12 protein-coding genes are annotated in these 14,398 nt (G+C 70.5%); 9 read left to right on the top strand and 3 right to left on the bottom strand.

The genetic code is table 11. The features are described 5' to 3' along the window. The first annotated feature begins 259 nt into the window (after window positions 1–259). The 4 genes from ACFYOS_RS10160 to ACFYOS_RS10145 all read left to right on the top strand — a co-directional run bounded on the left by ACFYOS_RS10160 (window position 260) and on the right by ACFYOS_RS10145 (window position 5,154). Window positions 260–1,648, top strand: coding sequence for an acyltransferase (locus tag ACFYOS_RS10160; RefSeq protein ID WP_387137986.1), 1,389 nt, complete (start codon window positions 260–262; stop codon window positions 1,646–1,648). Further along, window positions 1,645–2,421, top strand: a complete 777-nt coding sequence (locus ACFYOS_RS10155; protein ID WP_387137983.1) for an alpha/beta fold hydrolase — start codon at window positions 1,645–1,647, stop codon at window positions 2,419–2,421. The genes ACFYOS_RS10160 and ACFYOS_RS10155 overlap by 4 nt, the downstream gene beginning before the upstream one ends. A gap of 105 nt (window positions 2,422–2,526) precedes the next feature. Then, on the top strand, window positions 2,527–4,155 hold the full coding sequence (locus ACFYOS_RS10150; RefSeq protein ID WP_387137981.1) for a family 10 glycosylhydrolase: 1,629 nt from the start codon (window positions 2,527–2,529) through the stop codon (window positions 4,153–4,155). A gap of 87 nt (window positions 4,156–4,242) precedes the next feature. Further along, window positions 4,243–5,154, top strand: a complete 912-nt coding sequence (locus ACFYOS_RS10145; RefSeq protein WP_387137978.1) for a TIGR03619 family F420-dependent LLM class oxidoreductase — start codon at window positions 4,243–4,245, stop codon at window positions 5,152–5,154. A 16-nt stretch (window positions 5,155–5,170) separates the two neighbouring features. On the opposite strand, the gene ACFYOS_RS10140 is transcribed toward ACFYOS_RS10145, so the two are convergent. Then, the gene (locus ACFYOS_RS10140) at window positions 5,171–5,584 is read right to left on the bottom strand and encodes a TIGR03668 family PPOX class F420-dependent oxidoreductase (protein WP_387137975.1); all 414 of its coding nucleotides are present in this window, start codon (window positions 5,582–5,584) and stop codon (window positions 5,171–5,173) included. Between the two features lie 136 nt (window positions 5,585–5,720). Here ACFYOS_RS10140 and ACFYOS_RS10135 point away from each other — a divergent pair, with 136 nt between their 5' ends. Further along, a complete protein-coding gene (locus ACFYOS_RS10135; protein WP_387137972.1) occupies window positions 5,721–6,380 on the top strand; it encodes a TMEM175 family protein in 660 nt (219 codons plus the stop codon). A gap of 170 nt (window positions 6,381–6,550) precedes the next feature. On the opposite strand, the gene ACFYOS_RS10130 is transcribed toward ACFYOS_RS10135, so the two are convergent. Then, the gene (locus tag ACFYOS_RS10130; protein ID WP_387137969.1) at window positions 6,551–6,979 is read right to left on the bottom strand and encodes a hypothetical protein; all 429 of its coding nucleotides are present in this window, start codon (window positions 6,977–6,979) and stop codon (window positions 6,551–6,553) included. 224 nt (window positions 6,980–7,203) lie between these two features. Between ACFYOS_RS10130 and ACFYOS_RS10125 the strand changes: the two genes are divergently transcribed. The 4 genes from ACFYOS_RS10125 (at window position 7,204) to ACFYOS_RS10110 (ending at window position 12,908) form a co-directional block, all read left to right on the top strand. After that, entirely contained in the window at window positions 7,204–7,977 is a 774-nt protein-coding gene (locus ACFYOS_RS10125; RefSeq protein ID WP_387137968.1) for a hypothetical protein, read from the top strand. A 186-nt stretch (window positions 7,978–8,163) separates the two neighbouring features. After that, window positions 8,164–9,030 carry an NAD(P)-dependent oxidoreductase gene (locus ACFYOS_RS10120; protein WP_387137965.1) on the top strand — a complete coding sequence of 289 codons (867 nt, stop codon included), beginning with the start codon at window positions 8,164–8,166 and terminating at the stop codon, window positions 9,028–9,030. Between the two features lie 92 nt (window positions 9,031–9,122). Then, window positions 9,123–10,499, top strand: coding sequence for a transaminase (locus tag ACFYOS_RS10115; RefSeq protein WP_387137962.1), 1,377 nt, complete (start codon window positions 9,123–9,125; stop codon window positions 10,497–10,499). A 531-nt stretch (window positions 10,500–11,030) separates the two neighbouring features. Next, window positions 11,031–12,908 (top strand): potassium transporter Kup, encoded by a 1,878-nt coding sequence (locus ACFYOS_RS10110; RefSeq protein WP_387137960.1) that lies wholly within the window; start codon window positions 11,031–11,033, stop codon window positions 12,906–12,908. A gap of 11 nt (window positions 12,909–12,919) precedes the next feature. On the opposite strand, the gene ACFYOS_RS10105 is transcribed toward ACFYOS_RS10110, so the two are convergent. Then, on the bottom strand, window positions 12,920–14,398 hold a 1,479-nt coding region (locus tag ACFYOS_RS10105), incomplete at its 5' end, for a zinc ribbon domain-containing protein (RefSeq protein ID WP_387137957.1).

Raw genomic sequence — 14,398 nt, 5'->3', positions numbered from 1 at the left:
CGACCCCCTTCAGAGCACGCAGGAACCCGCTCCGGCAAGCGGTCACCCTGGTCTACCTCGCCCGGACGGGCGCCGGTAAGTGCGCGCCGCGGGTAGGTGCCGACAGCACTCACCGGACCGGGTGAGGCCACGGCCGGTGTTCCGAGCCGGGGCGGAGGTGTGCCGGCGTCGTCGCCGGGTACCCGGCGACCGGAGGCGCCGATGACGCGTGACCACTTCCGACCGGAGAGCGGCATGGTTGCCGCCCCCGGCTGAGCCGATGTACCGGGTGCGACAGCTCGCCGAGCGCACGCCGGCTGGCCGGGAGCGGTACCTCGACCTCCTCCGGGCCCTCGCGATCTGCCTCGTGGTGGTGGGTCACTGGACGGACGTCGTCGTGGTCTACGACAGTTCCGGCCATCTCACCGTCATCGATGCGCTGACCGACCTCGCGTGGGCCCGTCCGCTCACCTGGATCTTCCAGGTGATTCCCGTGTTCTTCCTGGTGGGTGGCTTCGCCAACGCCGCTTCGCTGACCAACAGCCAGGCTCGGGGCGGCAACGTCGCCGAATGGCTGCTGGACCGCAGCGCACGGCTGATCGGCCCCACCACCGTGCTGCTCCTGACCCTCGCCGTCGGCAGCCTGGTCGGGCGGCTGTCGGGCGCGGATCCCGTCCAGATCCGGACCGTGGTCTCGCTGCTCACCATCCCGCTGTGGTTCCTCAGCGCCTACGTCGCCGTGGTGGGGCTCACTCCGATCATGTATCCGCTGCACCGCCGCGTCGGGTTCCTCGTACCGCTGGTGCTGCTGGTGCTGGTGGCCGCCGGCGACGTCGGGCGGCTCCTCGGCCACGGCCGGGTATCCGGCGGCAACTTCCTTTTCGGCTGGCTGGTCATCCACCAGATCGGCTTCGCCTGGTACGACGCGTTGCGGGACCGGACCGGCCGGGCCGCGGGCGACGGACTTCGCCGGCTGCTCCCCCGTCGGCTGCCGACAGGCCGGCCAGCGGCCATTTCCCTCCTGCTCGTGGGGTTTGGTGGGCTGCTGCTGCTCACCGTCGTCGGCCCCTATCCGGTCCAGATGATCACAGTGCCGGGGGAGCGGCTGGACAACTCCTCGCCACCCAGCCTGGCCCTGCTGGCCCTGGCCACCCTGCAGCTCGGGCTCATCCTGCTGCTGCACCGCCCGATCGAACGGTGGTTGCGCCGTCCCCGGCCCTGGCGGGCGGTGATCGGGGTGAACGCCGTCGTCCTGACCGTCTTCCTGTGGCACCTGAGCGCGGTCCTGTTGCTGGTCGGCGTGCTGAACCTGGTCCACTGGCTGCCCTCGGCACCGGTGGGCGGCGGAACCTGGTGGGCGCTCCGCGCGCTCTGGGTCCTGGCGCTGGCCGTGGTCCTGCTGCCGCTGGTCACCGTCCTCGGCCCGATCGAGATGCGTACCGTCCGCCGGACCCGCCATCGACACCGTGAACCGGCGGGCACCGGCCGGGCCGACACCGCCCGCACGCTGCTCACCGCGATCGGCTACGCGGGTGTGGTGGCCGGCCTGGTGATCAACACCATGACCCCGATGTCGGCGCCCGAGCCGCTGGGGCTGCCGCTCGGCACACTGGTCGCCTACCTGATCGGGGCCGGCATCCTGCGGCTCCTCAGATCAACGCGGCCATGAGCTCTGCCCGCTCGCCTGCCCTGCCGCTCTACTTCACCGAGCACGGGTCGGGTCCGCCCCTCCTGCTCGTGCACGGGTTGATGGTCACCGGCGAGATGTTCGCGCCGGTGATCGAGCACTTCGCCGCCCGGCATCGCGTGATCGTGCCCGACCTGCGCGGCCACGGGCGGAGCCGGAACCTTCCACCGCCGTACGCGCCGGCGCAGCTCGCGGCTGACCTGTCGCAGCTGCTCGACCATCTGGGTATCGACTCCACCGCCGTGCTCGGCTACTCGCAGGGCGGCGCCATCGCCCAACAACTGGTCCTCGGCTTTCCCGAACGGTGCCACCGCCTCGTGCTCGCCTGCACGTACGCCTTCAACATGGTGACGTGGCGCGAAAAGGTGGAGGGCCAGGTCGTGCCGTTGATGCTGCGGGTCCTCGGCCTGCGGCTGATGGCGAAGTTGGTGGTGTCCCGCGGGGCGTCGCAGCTCGGCAAGGAGCGTGCCGACTGGCTCGCCGGGCTCATGGCCGACCAGGACCGTACGTTGATGGTCTCCGCCTGGAAGGAGACGATGGCGTTCGACAGCCGGCGCCGGCTGACGCAGATCGCCTGCCCGTCGCTCGTCCTCGCCGCGTCGAACGATCAAGCGGTGCCGATCCACCACGCGAAGATGCTCCATGACGGCATAGCCGGGTCCCGCCTGATCGTCATCGACGATGCCGACCACGCCCTCATCTGGACGCACCCGGACGAGTTCGCGCGGGTGACAGACGATTTCCTCGGGGCCTGATCGGGCCCGCCCGCGGCGGTCTGCGTCAGCCGCCTGCCTTAGCTGACCGTTAAGTAACCGGAGCCCTGGTTCACCCCGGCCAGCCCGACTGGGCAGACTGGGTCAATGTCCGCCGCCGCTCCGCCCGTACACCGCCGTCGTACCCGGACGCTCGTCGCGGTGATCACCACGCTCGCCATGGCGGTCGGAGTCGGTGCCTGGTCGCTGCGGGACCGGGTGGTCGACGACGGAGGTGCACGGGAGCCGGCGATCGGCACGGCGACCGGGACCGCCAGCTGCGCCGGCCGGCCCGTCCGGGCGCCCCGCGAGTTGCGCGGCATGTGGATCACGACGGTGAACAACATCGACTGGCCGAGCCGGCGCGGGCTGCCGGCCGAGACGGCGAAGGCGGAGTTCCGGGGCTGGCTGGACCTGGCCGTGCGGCGCAACCACAACGCGGTGTTCGTGCACGTGCGGCCGAGCGGGGACGCGCTCTGGCCGTCCCGGTACGCGCCGTGGTCGGAGTGGCTGACCGGGCGACGCGACGGCCGTGACCCGGGCTGGGACCCGATGGAGTTCATGGTCGCCGAGGCTCACGCCCGCAACCTGGAGTTCCACGCCTGGTTCAACCCGTACCGGGGTGGGCAGCCCGCCACCGTGGGCGGTCCCGGCCCTCGGCTGGACCAGCTCGCGCCGACCCATCCGCTGCGCCAGCACCCCGACTGGGTGGTGACCTACCCCAGCGCCGACCGGCCCGGCAGCCGCCTCTACTTCAACCCCGGCATTCCGGAGGCGCGCACGTTCGTCGAGGACTCGATGCTGGAGGCGGTCCAGCGGTACGACGTCGACGGGGTGCACTTCGACGACTTCTTCTACCCGTACCCGGAGGCCGGGCAGGACTTCCCGGACGACGCGGCGTTCGCCCGGTACGGCCGGCGGTTCGCCGACAAGCACGCCTGGCGCCGGGACAACGTCAACACGCTGGTCCGGGAGATGAGCGAGCGGATCAAGGCGATGAAGCCGTGGGTGAAGTTCGGCATCAGCCCGTTCGGTATCTGGCGCAACAAGCGCACCGACCCGGCCGGCTCGGCGACCACGGGGCTGCAGAGCTACGACGACATCTACGCCGACACCCGGCTCTGGGTACGCGAGCAGTGGCTGGACTACGTCGTGCCGCAGCTCTACTGGCACATCGGGTTCGGCAAGGCCGACTACGCCAAACTGCTGCCCTGGTGGGCCGCCACGGTCAAGGGCACCCGGGTGCAGCTCTACATCGGCCAGGCCGACTACCGGGTGGGCGAACGCGGCGCCTGGCGCGACCCGGCCGAGCTGGACCGCCAGCTCACCCTCAACCGGCGGTACGGGGTGAACGGGAGCGTGCACTTCAGCGCCAGGCAGGTCCGCGCCGACAAGCTCGGGGCGGTCAGCCGGTACAGCAGGGCGCACTACGCCGATCCGGCGCTGGTGCCCGCGATGGCGCAGCTACCGGCGGCGCCGCCGGCCGCACCCGCAGTCGCCGACGTGCGGCGTGGCACCGGCGGGGTGGCGCTGACCTGGCGGGGAGACGGCGCCACGAGCTTCGCCGTGTACCGGGTGGACGGCGACGTGGCACGGCTCGTCGGCACCGCCCGAGGTACCGCCTGGGTCGACCGCACCGCCCCGGCCGACCGCTCGCTGTCCTACTGCGTGTCCGGCCTGGACCGCAGCGGAAACGAGGGCCGGATCAGTGCGCCGATGTCCGTGCCCGCGCCATAAGCGGCAAACCCGCCCGGCGGTTGGACTCCCGGCGCACCTGCCGGTGGTTCCAGTCCGGCACAGGTCGGAACTGGTTACCGTGTCGGGGTGGAGATTGGTTTCGCCCCGCCCATATCCGGCTCGTGGGCCACACCGGAGAACATGATCCACGTCGCCCGCCGCGCCGAGCAGCTCGGATACCACTCGCTATGGACGTTCCAGCGCCTGTTGGTGCCCGCCGACCTCAACTGGAGCGAGGCCTACCACAGTGTCCAGGACCCGCTGATCACACTAGCGTTCCTGGCGGCCCACACCACGCGGATCCGGCTCGGCGTCGCGGTGCTCAACATGCCGTTCATTTCCCCGGTGGTGCTGGCCAAGCAGACCACAACGCTCGACATCCTCGCCGGAGGACGGCTCGACCTCGGACTCGGCCTCGGCTGGGCGGACGAGGAGTATCAGGCGACGGGTGCGACGAAGCATCGGCGGGGCCATCTGGCCGACGAGTTCCTCGTGGTCCTTCGCACCCTCTGGCAGAACGACGTCGCCGAGCATCACGGCGAGTTCTACCAGGTGCCGCCGACGCGTCTCGAGCCGAAGCCGGTGCAGCGGCCGCACCCGCCAATCCTGCTCGGCGGCCACGCGCCCGCGGCGCTGAGCCGGGCGGGCCGGCTCGCCGACGGCTGGGTCAGCGGCAGCCAGGCGGACCTGACGAGCATCGGCGAGGCGGTAGCGACGGTGAAGGCCGCCGCGGCGGACGCCGGGCGTGATCCGCGCCCGCTGCGGTTCGTCTGTCGCGGCGCGGTCCGCGTACGCCCGGCCGGCCCGCCCGAGCGCCAGCCGCTCACCGGCACCCTGGAGCAGGTCCAGTCGGATCTCAACCGGCTTGCCGAGGCGGGCATCACCGAATTGTTCGTCGACCTCAACTTCGATCCGGAGATCGGCTCACCACGCGCGGACGCGCAGGCGTCGCTGCGGCGCGCCGAAGAGGTGCTCGACGCCCTCGCTCCGACCCGCTGACACCCAGGGCCCGCTGTCACTCCGCCCCGGACCACGCCGACCAGTGAGTCACCCGCACCGCCACCACCGGCCCGGCCGGCGGCCGCTGGAGGTACTGCGGATACTTGTCGGTCAGCGCCACGCGGGCCGCGGCCTCCTCCGCGCGGTCACCCACCAGCCAGCCGTGCCCGTCCAGCCGGACCCACCACAGCCGCGACCAGTCCTCGTCGTACTCGTCGATCAGCAGGCAGGCGTTCCCCGTAGCCCGAATGTTCTCGAGCCGGCGTAGTCGCCGGTGGCGCTTGGGCTTCTCATCGACCGCGTGGTAGACGACGTCGCCGAGCAGAACGAAGCACACCGGCACCAGGTGCGGACAGGCATCGGCCCCGACGGTGGCCAGCCGAGCCACTCGGGCCGTCCCTACCCGATGCCGGAGTTCCTCGGTGGGCACAGACCGACCGTAACAGCGGACGCTCGTCGAGGTGACTCCTTGCGACGGCCCAGGTCTTGGCAGCTACCCAACCGCAGGCACTCAGGCGACGCGAAACCTCGGAACACGAGGATGCCCCGTTCGTCAGAATCAGGGCATGAGCGAGGAACGCGCCGGCGCTGGTCCACGCCGGCGCCCCGACGTCCGCCAGCGCCGTGAGCGCACGCTGCAGCGAGTCACCGCGTTCACCGACGCAGGTGTGGCGATCGCGCTGACCCTGCTGGTGCTTCCGCTTGTCGACTTCGCCGATGCGAGTACGGCCCGGCAGTCGGTGGCGCAACTGTTCGCCGAGCACCTCGGGGACGTGCTGTCCTTCGCGGTGTCATTCCTGGTCATCGCGTTGTTCTGGCGAACGCACCGGCACCTCTACGAACAGCTCGTCGACTACGACGAGCGCCTGCTCATCCTCAACACGATGTGGCTGATGGCGGTGGTCTTCCTGCCGTTTCCCACCGCGCGGCTCTTCGTGGAGACGCGCCTGCGTACCGACTCCGCGGTCCTCTATCTCAGCAAGATGCTGGTCATCAGCCTGCTTGCGCTCGCTCAGGCCTGGTGGGTCGCCCGTCGCCCCGAACTACGTGCGGCGTCGAGTCCGGGAACGCCCCGGGCGCTGATGCCGCCCATTGCGCTGTCGGTGACCTTTGCCGTCGCCACCCTGGTGGCGTTCACCTCGCCCACGGCTGGCCTGCTGGTCCTCGTCTGCCTCCCGCTCGCGCAGCTCCTCGCCGTCCGAATCACCAGACCGCCCAGCGACTGACCGCCGGTGGTGGTGGCATCTGTGCCAGGACGCAGCGCGTCCGATGCCCGGACAGTGCTGGCGAGCGGGTCCACGTTGGTGGCGTCAGGTGAACCGGACGTTCCGGCGGCTCAGTGGTACGTCAACGGTCGGGGTGTCGAACGGGTCGAAGCGCCGGGCGGCCAGTGGACTCAGTTCGCCGCGCAGGCGGCCGTGAGCTGCTTGACGGCCGTGTCCAAGGCCGTCCGGCTCGGCCTGTCTGCCGGGCCGGTCGCGTACTTGTCGGCGAGGTCCGACATGGCAGTCGCGACCTGCTTCGCGGCGTCGTTGACCGGGTCGCTTGTGGTGAAGGTGTGGGCGTAGAACCCGGCGGCGCCAGCGGAGTACTGCGCGCTGACCGCGGAGTGTCCCGCCGGAGGTCCGATCTTCTCCGCCTTGGCGACCTTCGCCATGGTGGTCTTGATGTCGGCGCTCATGGTGGCGCAGGCGGCCTTGGTCTCGGTGTCCGGGCCCGCCGCGGCGCTCGGCGCGGTGGCCGCCGCGTCGCCGCCGGTCGATGGCGCGGCGGTGCCCGTCGAATCGGTGCCATCGGTGCAGCCCGTCATCACGACCAGCGCCATGACGACCGAGCTGAGCAGTCCAAGTCGAGCCGACCGCACAGTGTTCCTCCCCGTTTGCCCCCGCGTTCGCCGCCGCAACCTACCAGATCGCCGACCGAATGGAGGTCACCCTGGCAGCGTCGCAGGCCGGTACCGGCCCGTCGCCGAGGGGCATCCGGCGTCGGCCGAGTTCGCTATCGTCCCTTCGTCCCGGCCACCGGTCGGCTACTGCACGGGGGACCATCATGAAACACCGCGCCACCCTGCTCACGCCGGCTCTGGCCGGCATCCTGTTCCTCTCGACTGGATGCACCGGGTCGGCGGAGCCCAGCCAGCCTCGACCGACGGCCAGGGCCGACACCGTCGCGCAAACTCCGACGCCCGACACGGCTCGTGCCGAATTGGGCGAGGCCTTGCGGCGGTCGCAGGGCGTCACCCATCGGTATGCGGTGCGCGGCAACCTGCCCGAGGGGCAGAACATCAAGGGCACCGGTGCCTTCGACCCGAAGACGCGCCGGTTCCAAGCGACGATCGCGGTCACCGGTGGGAAGTACCCGGCGGCGGGAAGCCGGATCGTGATCGGCAACGACAGCTACGTCCGGCCGGCCGACGAGAAAGACTGGGTGCACGTCGACCTGAAGCGGCTGAAGCGGGACGACCCCTTCCTGCGCTTCGACTGGATCGACCCGACCGGCCTGAAGACGTTCACCGCGACGATCACCTCGGTGCAGCGAACCGGCCCATATACCTATACCGGCCGCTTCGACCCGGACGGCAAAGACACGAAGTCGTTCCTCCCTGTGGGTGCACCGAGCCTCGTCTCGCTCGGCATGCCCCTGTCGCCGTTCACGATCACGACCGACGACCAGGGCTGGGTCACCTCGATCAAAGTGGAGCTCACGCCCAGCAAAGGCCCGAAGCTGACGTTGACCACCACAATGAGTGGTCACGGGAAGCCCCTGAAGATCAAGGCGCCGGCGGGCGCTGGGGAAGCCGCCGACTTCTACTACGACCGGTGACGCTCCCGGCCGCTCGTACGCTTCGAGGTGGTGAACTGGCAGAAGATCAGCCCACCCGCCGAGCAGTACGGATAGTCAGACCAGCGGCGCGACAGGTGTCTGTCACCGGCGAGTGAGTGTCGGCGGTCCGGTCGCCCGCGGTCGTCGTTCTGCCTACGCTGCCGGGGAGGGATGGCGGGGGCGGCGATGACGCGGGTAGCGGTGCTGGGGCTCGGCGGCATGGGAGCGCCGATGGCAGCGAACATGATCCGGGCCGGGTTGACCACCGTGGTGTGGAACCGGCGACCGGAGCCGGCTCGCCGGATCGGCGACCAGGGCGCCGAGGTCGCCGCCAGCCCAGCTGACGCGGTACGCCAGGCGGACGTGGTCGTGACCATGGTGACCGACGCGGACGCGGTGCGGTCCATCGCGGTCGGCCAGGGCATGCTGGCCGCACTGCCCGACGAGGCTGTCTGGGCGCAGATGAGCACCATCGGGGTGACCGAGACCGAGCGCCTGGCCGAGCTGGTCGGTGCGCAGCGTCCCGGGGTGACGCTGGTGGACGCTCCGGTTGCCGGCAGTCGGGGACCGGCGCAGCAGGGCCGGCTCGTCGTCCTCGCCTCGGGCCCGGAGCAGGTACGGGACCGGGTGGCGCCGGTCTTCGACGCGATCGGGCAGCAGACGCTCTGGGTCGGGCCGGTCGGCGCCGGGTCGCGGCTGAAGTTGGTGAACAACCTGCTGCTCGCCTTCGTCGCGGAGGGGGTCGCTGCGGCGGTCGCCCTCGGTGACACGCTCGGCCTGGACCGCGCCGCGGTCCTCCACGCCCTGGGCGGTAGTCCGCTGGTGTCGCCCTGGGCGGCCGAGAAGTTGGAGCGCATCGGCCGGGACGACTTCACCGCGCAGTACACGCTCGACCTTGCGCTCAAGGACGTGGACCTCGCGCTGCACGAGGTGCGACCCGGCCGCTTCCCCGCAGCGGAGGCTCTCGCCGCGGAGTGGCGGCGGGCGGTGGAGCAGGGCCTCGGCGGGGACGATCTGACGGTCGTGACACGGGCGCTCGAGGACACGCGATGAGCCAGGAACAACGGATGCGGCTACCTGGCGCTGGGTAGGAATCAGTCGTCCAGACACTGGTTCGATGACGACTACGTTGCTACCGTCGCCGAATGCGTACGGATTTCGAAGCTGTCGGGGTTGATCGCGCGCGCCTGGGCAGGCTGCTGGAGCGGGAGCGGGCCGCGTTCGTCGACCGGCACCCCCGGTCCGCGGCCGCGTACGCCCGCGCCGACCACCTGTTCGGCAAGGTGCCGATGACGTGGATGAACAAGAACGCGGCCGGCTTTCCGGTGTACGTGGACCGGGCGCGCGGTGCCCGACTCACCGACATCGACGGCAACGACTACGTCGACTTCTGCCTCGGCGACACCGGGGCGATGGCCGGTCACTCTCCCGCTCCGGTGGTCGCCGCGGTCACCCGGCGGTTGGCCGAGCTCGGCGGGGCGAGCACGATGCTGCCCACCGAGGAGGCGGCGACGGTCGGGGCCGAGCTGAGCCGTCGCTTCGGACTCCCCGCCTGGAGCTTCACGCTGACCGCCACCGATGCCAACCGGTGGGCGATCCGGCTGCTGCGCGCCGTCACCGGCCGTCCGCGCATCCTGGTCAACAGCTACTGCTACCACGGCTCGGTGGACGAATCACTGATCGTGGTCGGGTCGGACGGGCGCCCGCGCAGCCGGGAGGGCAACGTCGGCGCGCCCTGCGACGTGACCCTGACCAGCCGGGTCGCCGAGTTCAACGACCTCGACGGGCTGGCCCGGGAACTCGCCCACGGCGACGTCGCCGCGGTGCTGATGGAGCCGGCGCTGACCAACATCGGCATCGTCCTACCCGAACCCGGTTACCTCGACGGGGTCCGCGCGCTCACCCGACAGCATGGCACCTACCTGATCAACGACGAGACGCACACGTTCTCCGCCGGGCCGGGCGGGGCGACCGCCGCGTGGGGCCTGACGCCGGACGTGGTCACGATCGGCAAGGCCATCGGTGGCGGTGTCCCGGTCGGCGCGTACGGCCTGTCTGCCGAGCTCGCCGCCGCGCTGACCGGCCGGGCGGACCTCGACCTGGTCGACATGGGCGGTGTGGGGGGCACGCTCGCCGGCAACCCGGTGTCGATCGCGGCCACCCGGGCCACGCTGCAGGAGGTGCTCACCGACGACGCGTTCGCCGGCATGATCGACGTGGCGACCGTCTTCGCCGAGGGCATCCGCAAGCTCATCGGGGACTACGCCCTGCCCTGGTCGGTGAGCCAGCTCGGCGCGCGGGTGGAGTACCGCTTCGCCGCTCCGGCTCCCCGCACCGGCACCGAGTCCGCCGCCTGCGCCGACCCCGGCCTGGAGGACTACCTGCACGTCTACCTGATCAACCGGGGCATCCTGCTGACCCCGTTCCACAACATGGCGTTGATGTGCCCGCAGACCACCGTCGACGACGTCGCCCGGCACCACGAGGTCTTCGCCGACGCGCTGCGCGAGCTGCTCGGCTGAACAGCGCGCCGGGAGGCGGGCCGACGTGGGCCCGGCCGCCGATGAGCGGGGGCCCGGTCGGAAATGCGAGCAGTGCCAGCGAGGCCCGGCACGTCCAGTTCCAGTGCCCGGTTCTGACTCGCCGGCGCCACGGCTTCGACCGGGCTCAGCCGCCGAGGGTGGAGAGCGGGCCGGTCGAGTCGCGGGCGATCAGGGTGTGGTCGGTGGAACGGCGCCGTGGCCGCGTTGACCAGCACGGCGACATCTGGCCGGATGGCAGCGGTGACCCGAGCTGCGAGGCGGCCAACGTCAGGAGCGTTTGCGACGAGCCACCGGCCGGTGTGAATCGTCGTGACGTGCCGCGCGTCGCCGGCGCGGCCAGTACTGTCCGGGTGTGTTGACACCCAGCGCCGGCATGTCGTGGGCATGCGAGGACGTGCACCTTCCGATGCGGGAGGCCTCGTCGTGACCGAGCGAGGGCAACCGAGCACGACGGACACCGGGCCCGCGTCGCGGTCGTTGGCCGCCCACGGTCCGCGTCCGGGTGGGCCGGTGCCGGTTGCGTTGGTGGTCGGTGCGCTCGGGGTGGTGTTCGGTGACATTGGCACCAGTCCGATCTACACCCTGCAGACGGTGTTCAATCCGAGCGATCCGCATCCCGTTCCGATCAGCACCGAGAACGTGTTCGGGGTGGTGTCGTTGGTGTTCTGGTCGGTGATGATCATCGTCACGGTCACCTACGTGCTGTTGGCGATGCGCGCCGACAACGAGGGTGAGGGCGGCATCATGGCGCTCATCACCCTGCTGCGGCGGTCGAAGGCAGCGCAGAGCCGGCGGGCGGTGCCGGTGCTTGCCGGGCTGGGCATCTTCGGTGCCGCGTTGTTCTTCGGCGACAGCATGATCACCCCGGCGATCTCGGTGCTGTCGGCGGTCGAGGGGCTGAAGGTCGTCGAACCGTCGCTGGCGGACCTCGTCGTGCCGATCACCGCGGTGATCATCATCGCGCTGTTCATGGTGCAGCGCCGGGGGACCGCGACCGTCGGCCGCCTGTTCGGGCCGATCATGATCATCTGGTTTCTGGTCATCAGCGCGTGCGGCATCATCGGCATCGCACACCACCCGGCCATCCTCCGGGCGTTGTCGCCGACCTACGCGCTCACCTTCCTGGTTGGCCACTTCGGCGTCGCGTTCTTCGCCCTGGCCGCCATCGTGCTCGCGGTCACCGGCGCCGAGGCGCTGTACGCGGACATGGGTCACTTCGGCCGCCGGTCGATCACCCGAGCCTGGCTCGCACTGGTCTTTCCCGCGTGCGTGTTGAGCTATCTCGGCCAGGGCGCGTTGATTCTCGCGGACGGCGACAACGTCAGCAGCCCGTTCTTCCTGCTCGTACCCACCTGGGGGCGGCTGCCGTTGGTGGTCCTGGCCACCGCGGCGACGGTGATCGCCTCCCAAGCGGTGATCACCGGCGCCTACTCCGTCGCGTCGCAGGCCGCCGAGCTCGGCTACCTGCCCAGGCTGCGGGTCATCCACACGTCGGAATCCACGATCGGCCAGATCTACGTCCCGTGGATCAACTGGTTGCTGATGGTCTCGGTGCTGACTCTGGTGTTCGCGTTCCGCAGCTCAGTGGCGCTCGCGTTCGCGTTCGGCATGGCGGTCACCGGGACGATCACGATCACCACCTTGCTGTTCTTCTACGTCGGCCGCTGGAAATGGAACGTCCCGGCGTGGCTGCTCGGCCTCGGCGCGATCCCACTGCTCGTGGTCGACCTGCTGTTCGTCGGGGCCAACGTGACCAAGCTGGTGCACGGGGCGTGGCTGCCGCTGCTCATCGGCCTCACCGCGTTCACCATCATGACGACCTGGCAACGGGGACGCGAGATCGTGACCGCGGAACGGCAACGCCGCGAGGGGTCCCTGCACGACTTCGTCACCAGACTGCGCAACGAACCGCCGGACACCGTCGCGGGCACGGCCGTCTTCCTCAACCGGGGCAGGGACACCGCCCCCCTGGCCATGCGGGCCAACGTCGAGCACAACCGGGTCCGCCACGAGCACATCCTGATCCTCTCGATCGAGACCGAGCCCATGCCGCGGGTTCCCGCGTACCAGCGGACCAGTGTTGACGACCTGGGCTACGCCGACGACGGGATCATTTTCGTCAGCGCCCGGTTCGGCTACCTGGAGGCACCGGACGTGCCCGAGGTGCTACGCCTGCTCGACCCGGCCGTGACCGAGGGGCGGTTGGAGCTCGACCAGGCTTCCTACTTCCTGTCGAAGATCGAGCTTCGGCGCGGAGAAAGTCCGACGATGGCGCCCTGGCGCAAGCGACTGTTCATCGCCACCTCCTACATCACCGCCGATGCCGCCGAGCACTTCGGCCTGCCGCGCGACCGCACCGTCATCATGGGCGCCCACATCGACGTGTAGAGCGTCTCTGATTAGCTTAGTGATCCTGAGTCGGATTGGGTTTCCGGGATCGTTTCCCACCGTGGCGGGGATGCGTGGGCGTGGAAGTGGAATCCCGCGCCCAGTGCGGCCCCTCGTGGCCGGTGGCCGGTGGTGGGTGTGCTGATCGTGGTCACGTCCTGGTGCCGGTGGGCTGCGCGGGGCAGCCTCGTCCGGTCCGTTGGTGCGTGTCCCTCCGGACGCTTGCCCGCTCGGCTGTGGGGCCGGGTGGGGGAGGGTGCCCTGCGTCGCCGGGGCGCGGGGCGTGAGGTGTGGCGCCGGGTAGGGCCGGTCTTCGACCGATCCTGACGGCTGGCCTTGGCGGTCACGGTGATGACGGCTGTGGCTTCGAGCGCGTCCACGACCGAGCGGATCGTCATGGCGCCGTTGGTGCGGTCGGTGACGGTGTTGGCCTGGTGGGTCAGGCCGCGGGCGGCGATGCGGCGCCAGGCGCCGTGGTCGCGGTCGCCCTGCCACCGGCAGGACTGTTTGGGGCAGATGGCCCACTTCCAACCGGCCACGGTCGGCTTGTCAGGGGCTTTGCAATGTCGTAGCGGGGTCAGGCACTGCGGGCAGTGTTTTGAGGTGTTGCGGGCGGGGACGGTGACGACGGCGATACCGTGCTCGGCGGCGAGGTGCCGCATCCGGTCGCTGATCTGCCCGCGGACCTGCTGGGACAGGCGGGTGTTCATGGTGGCGCTCATGCCCTTGGCTTCCATCGACCGCAGGTCTTCCACATAGATCACGGTCGCCCCGGCGGCGATCGCCTGGTCCACAGTCCACCTGGCCGCGGCCCGAGCGAGCGCGTGGTTGAGGTTCGAGCGGCGAGCGGACACGTGGCGGATCTCGTCGCGCAGCACCTCGTGTTTCGCGGTTAGGTGCTCGTCGGTACGGCCGCCGATCAGCCGCACGTACTGGTCGGCCTTGGCGTGCAGCCGCTCACTGTGACGGCGCAGGCGGTGCTGCTTGGCCACGACACCGGCGGCCCGGAACTGGGCGCCAGCCCCCAACGCGGAGATCCGGCCGTCCCCTTGCAGTCGCAGGGCCCCCGCGCTGAGCAGCGTGTTCAGGCCCCAGTCCACGCCGATCGCCACCGTGTGACCGGTGCGTCGGGCTTTCGGCACGGCGTGGGTGTATGCCATATCGGCGCGTACCTGTCGGCCGGTGACGCGGAGGGTGGGTAGGTGCAGCACCGCCGAGACGGGAACCGTGGGTGGCAGCGTGATCGGACAGGCGACCCATGTCCAGTCCCGGTACGCTCGCGGATCAGGTCGGGTGGGCAATTGCAAGCGCAGCAGCGCCCTGCCAGCGTCGGCCTCGCTACGTTCGATGGTGGCCTGCTGCCGATCACACGCGGCCAGCAGCAGCATCCGCGCAACTCGCGGGGCGCCTTCGAGCTCGAACACGTCCATCGGCAGGCGGCCATGCGCGGCAAGGAACGTGGCGGCCTGCCGGGTACGGCCCTTGATGAC

The sequence above is a fragment of the Micromonospora sp. NPDC005806 genome (assembly GCF_042871425.1).
Taxonomy (GTDB): Bacteria; Actinomycetota; Actinomycetes; order Mycobacteriales; family Micromonosporaceae; genus Micromonospora.
The sequence above is the reverse complement of the archived record's forward strand: the minus strand, read 5'-3'. Positions and strand labels throughout refer to the sequence as shown.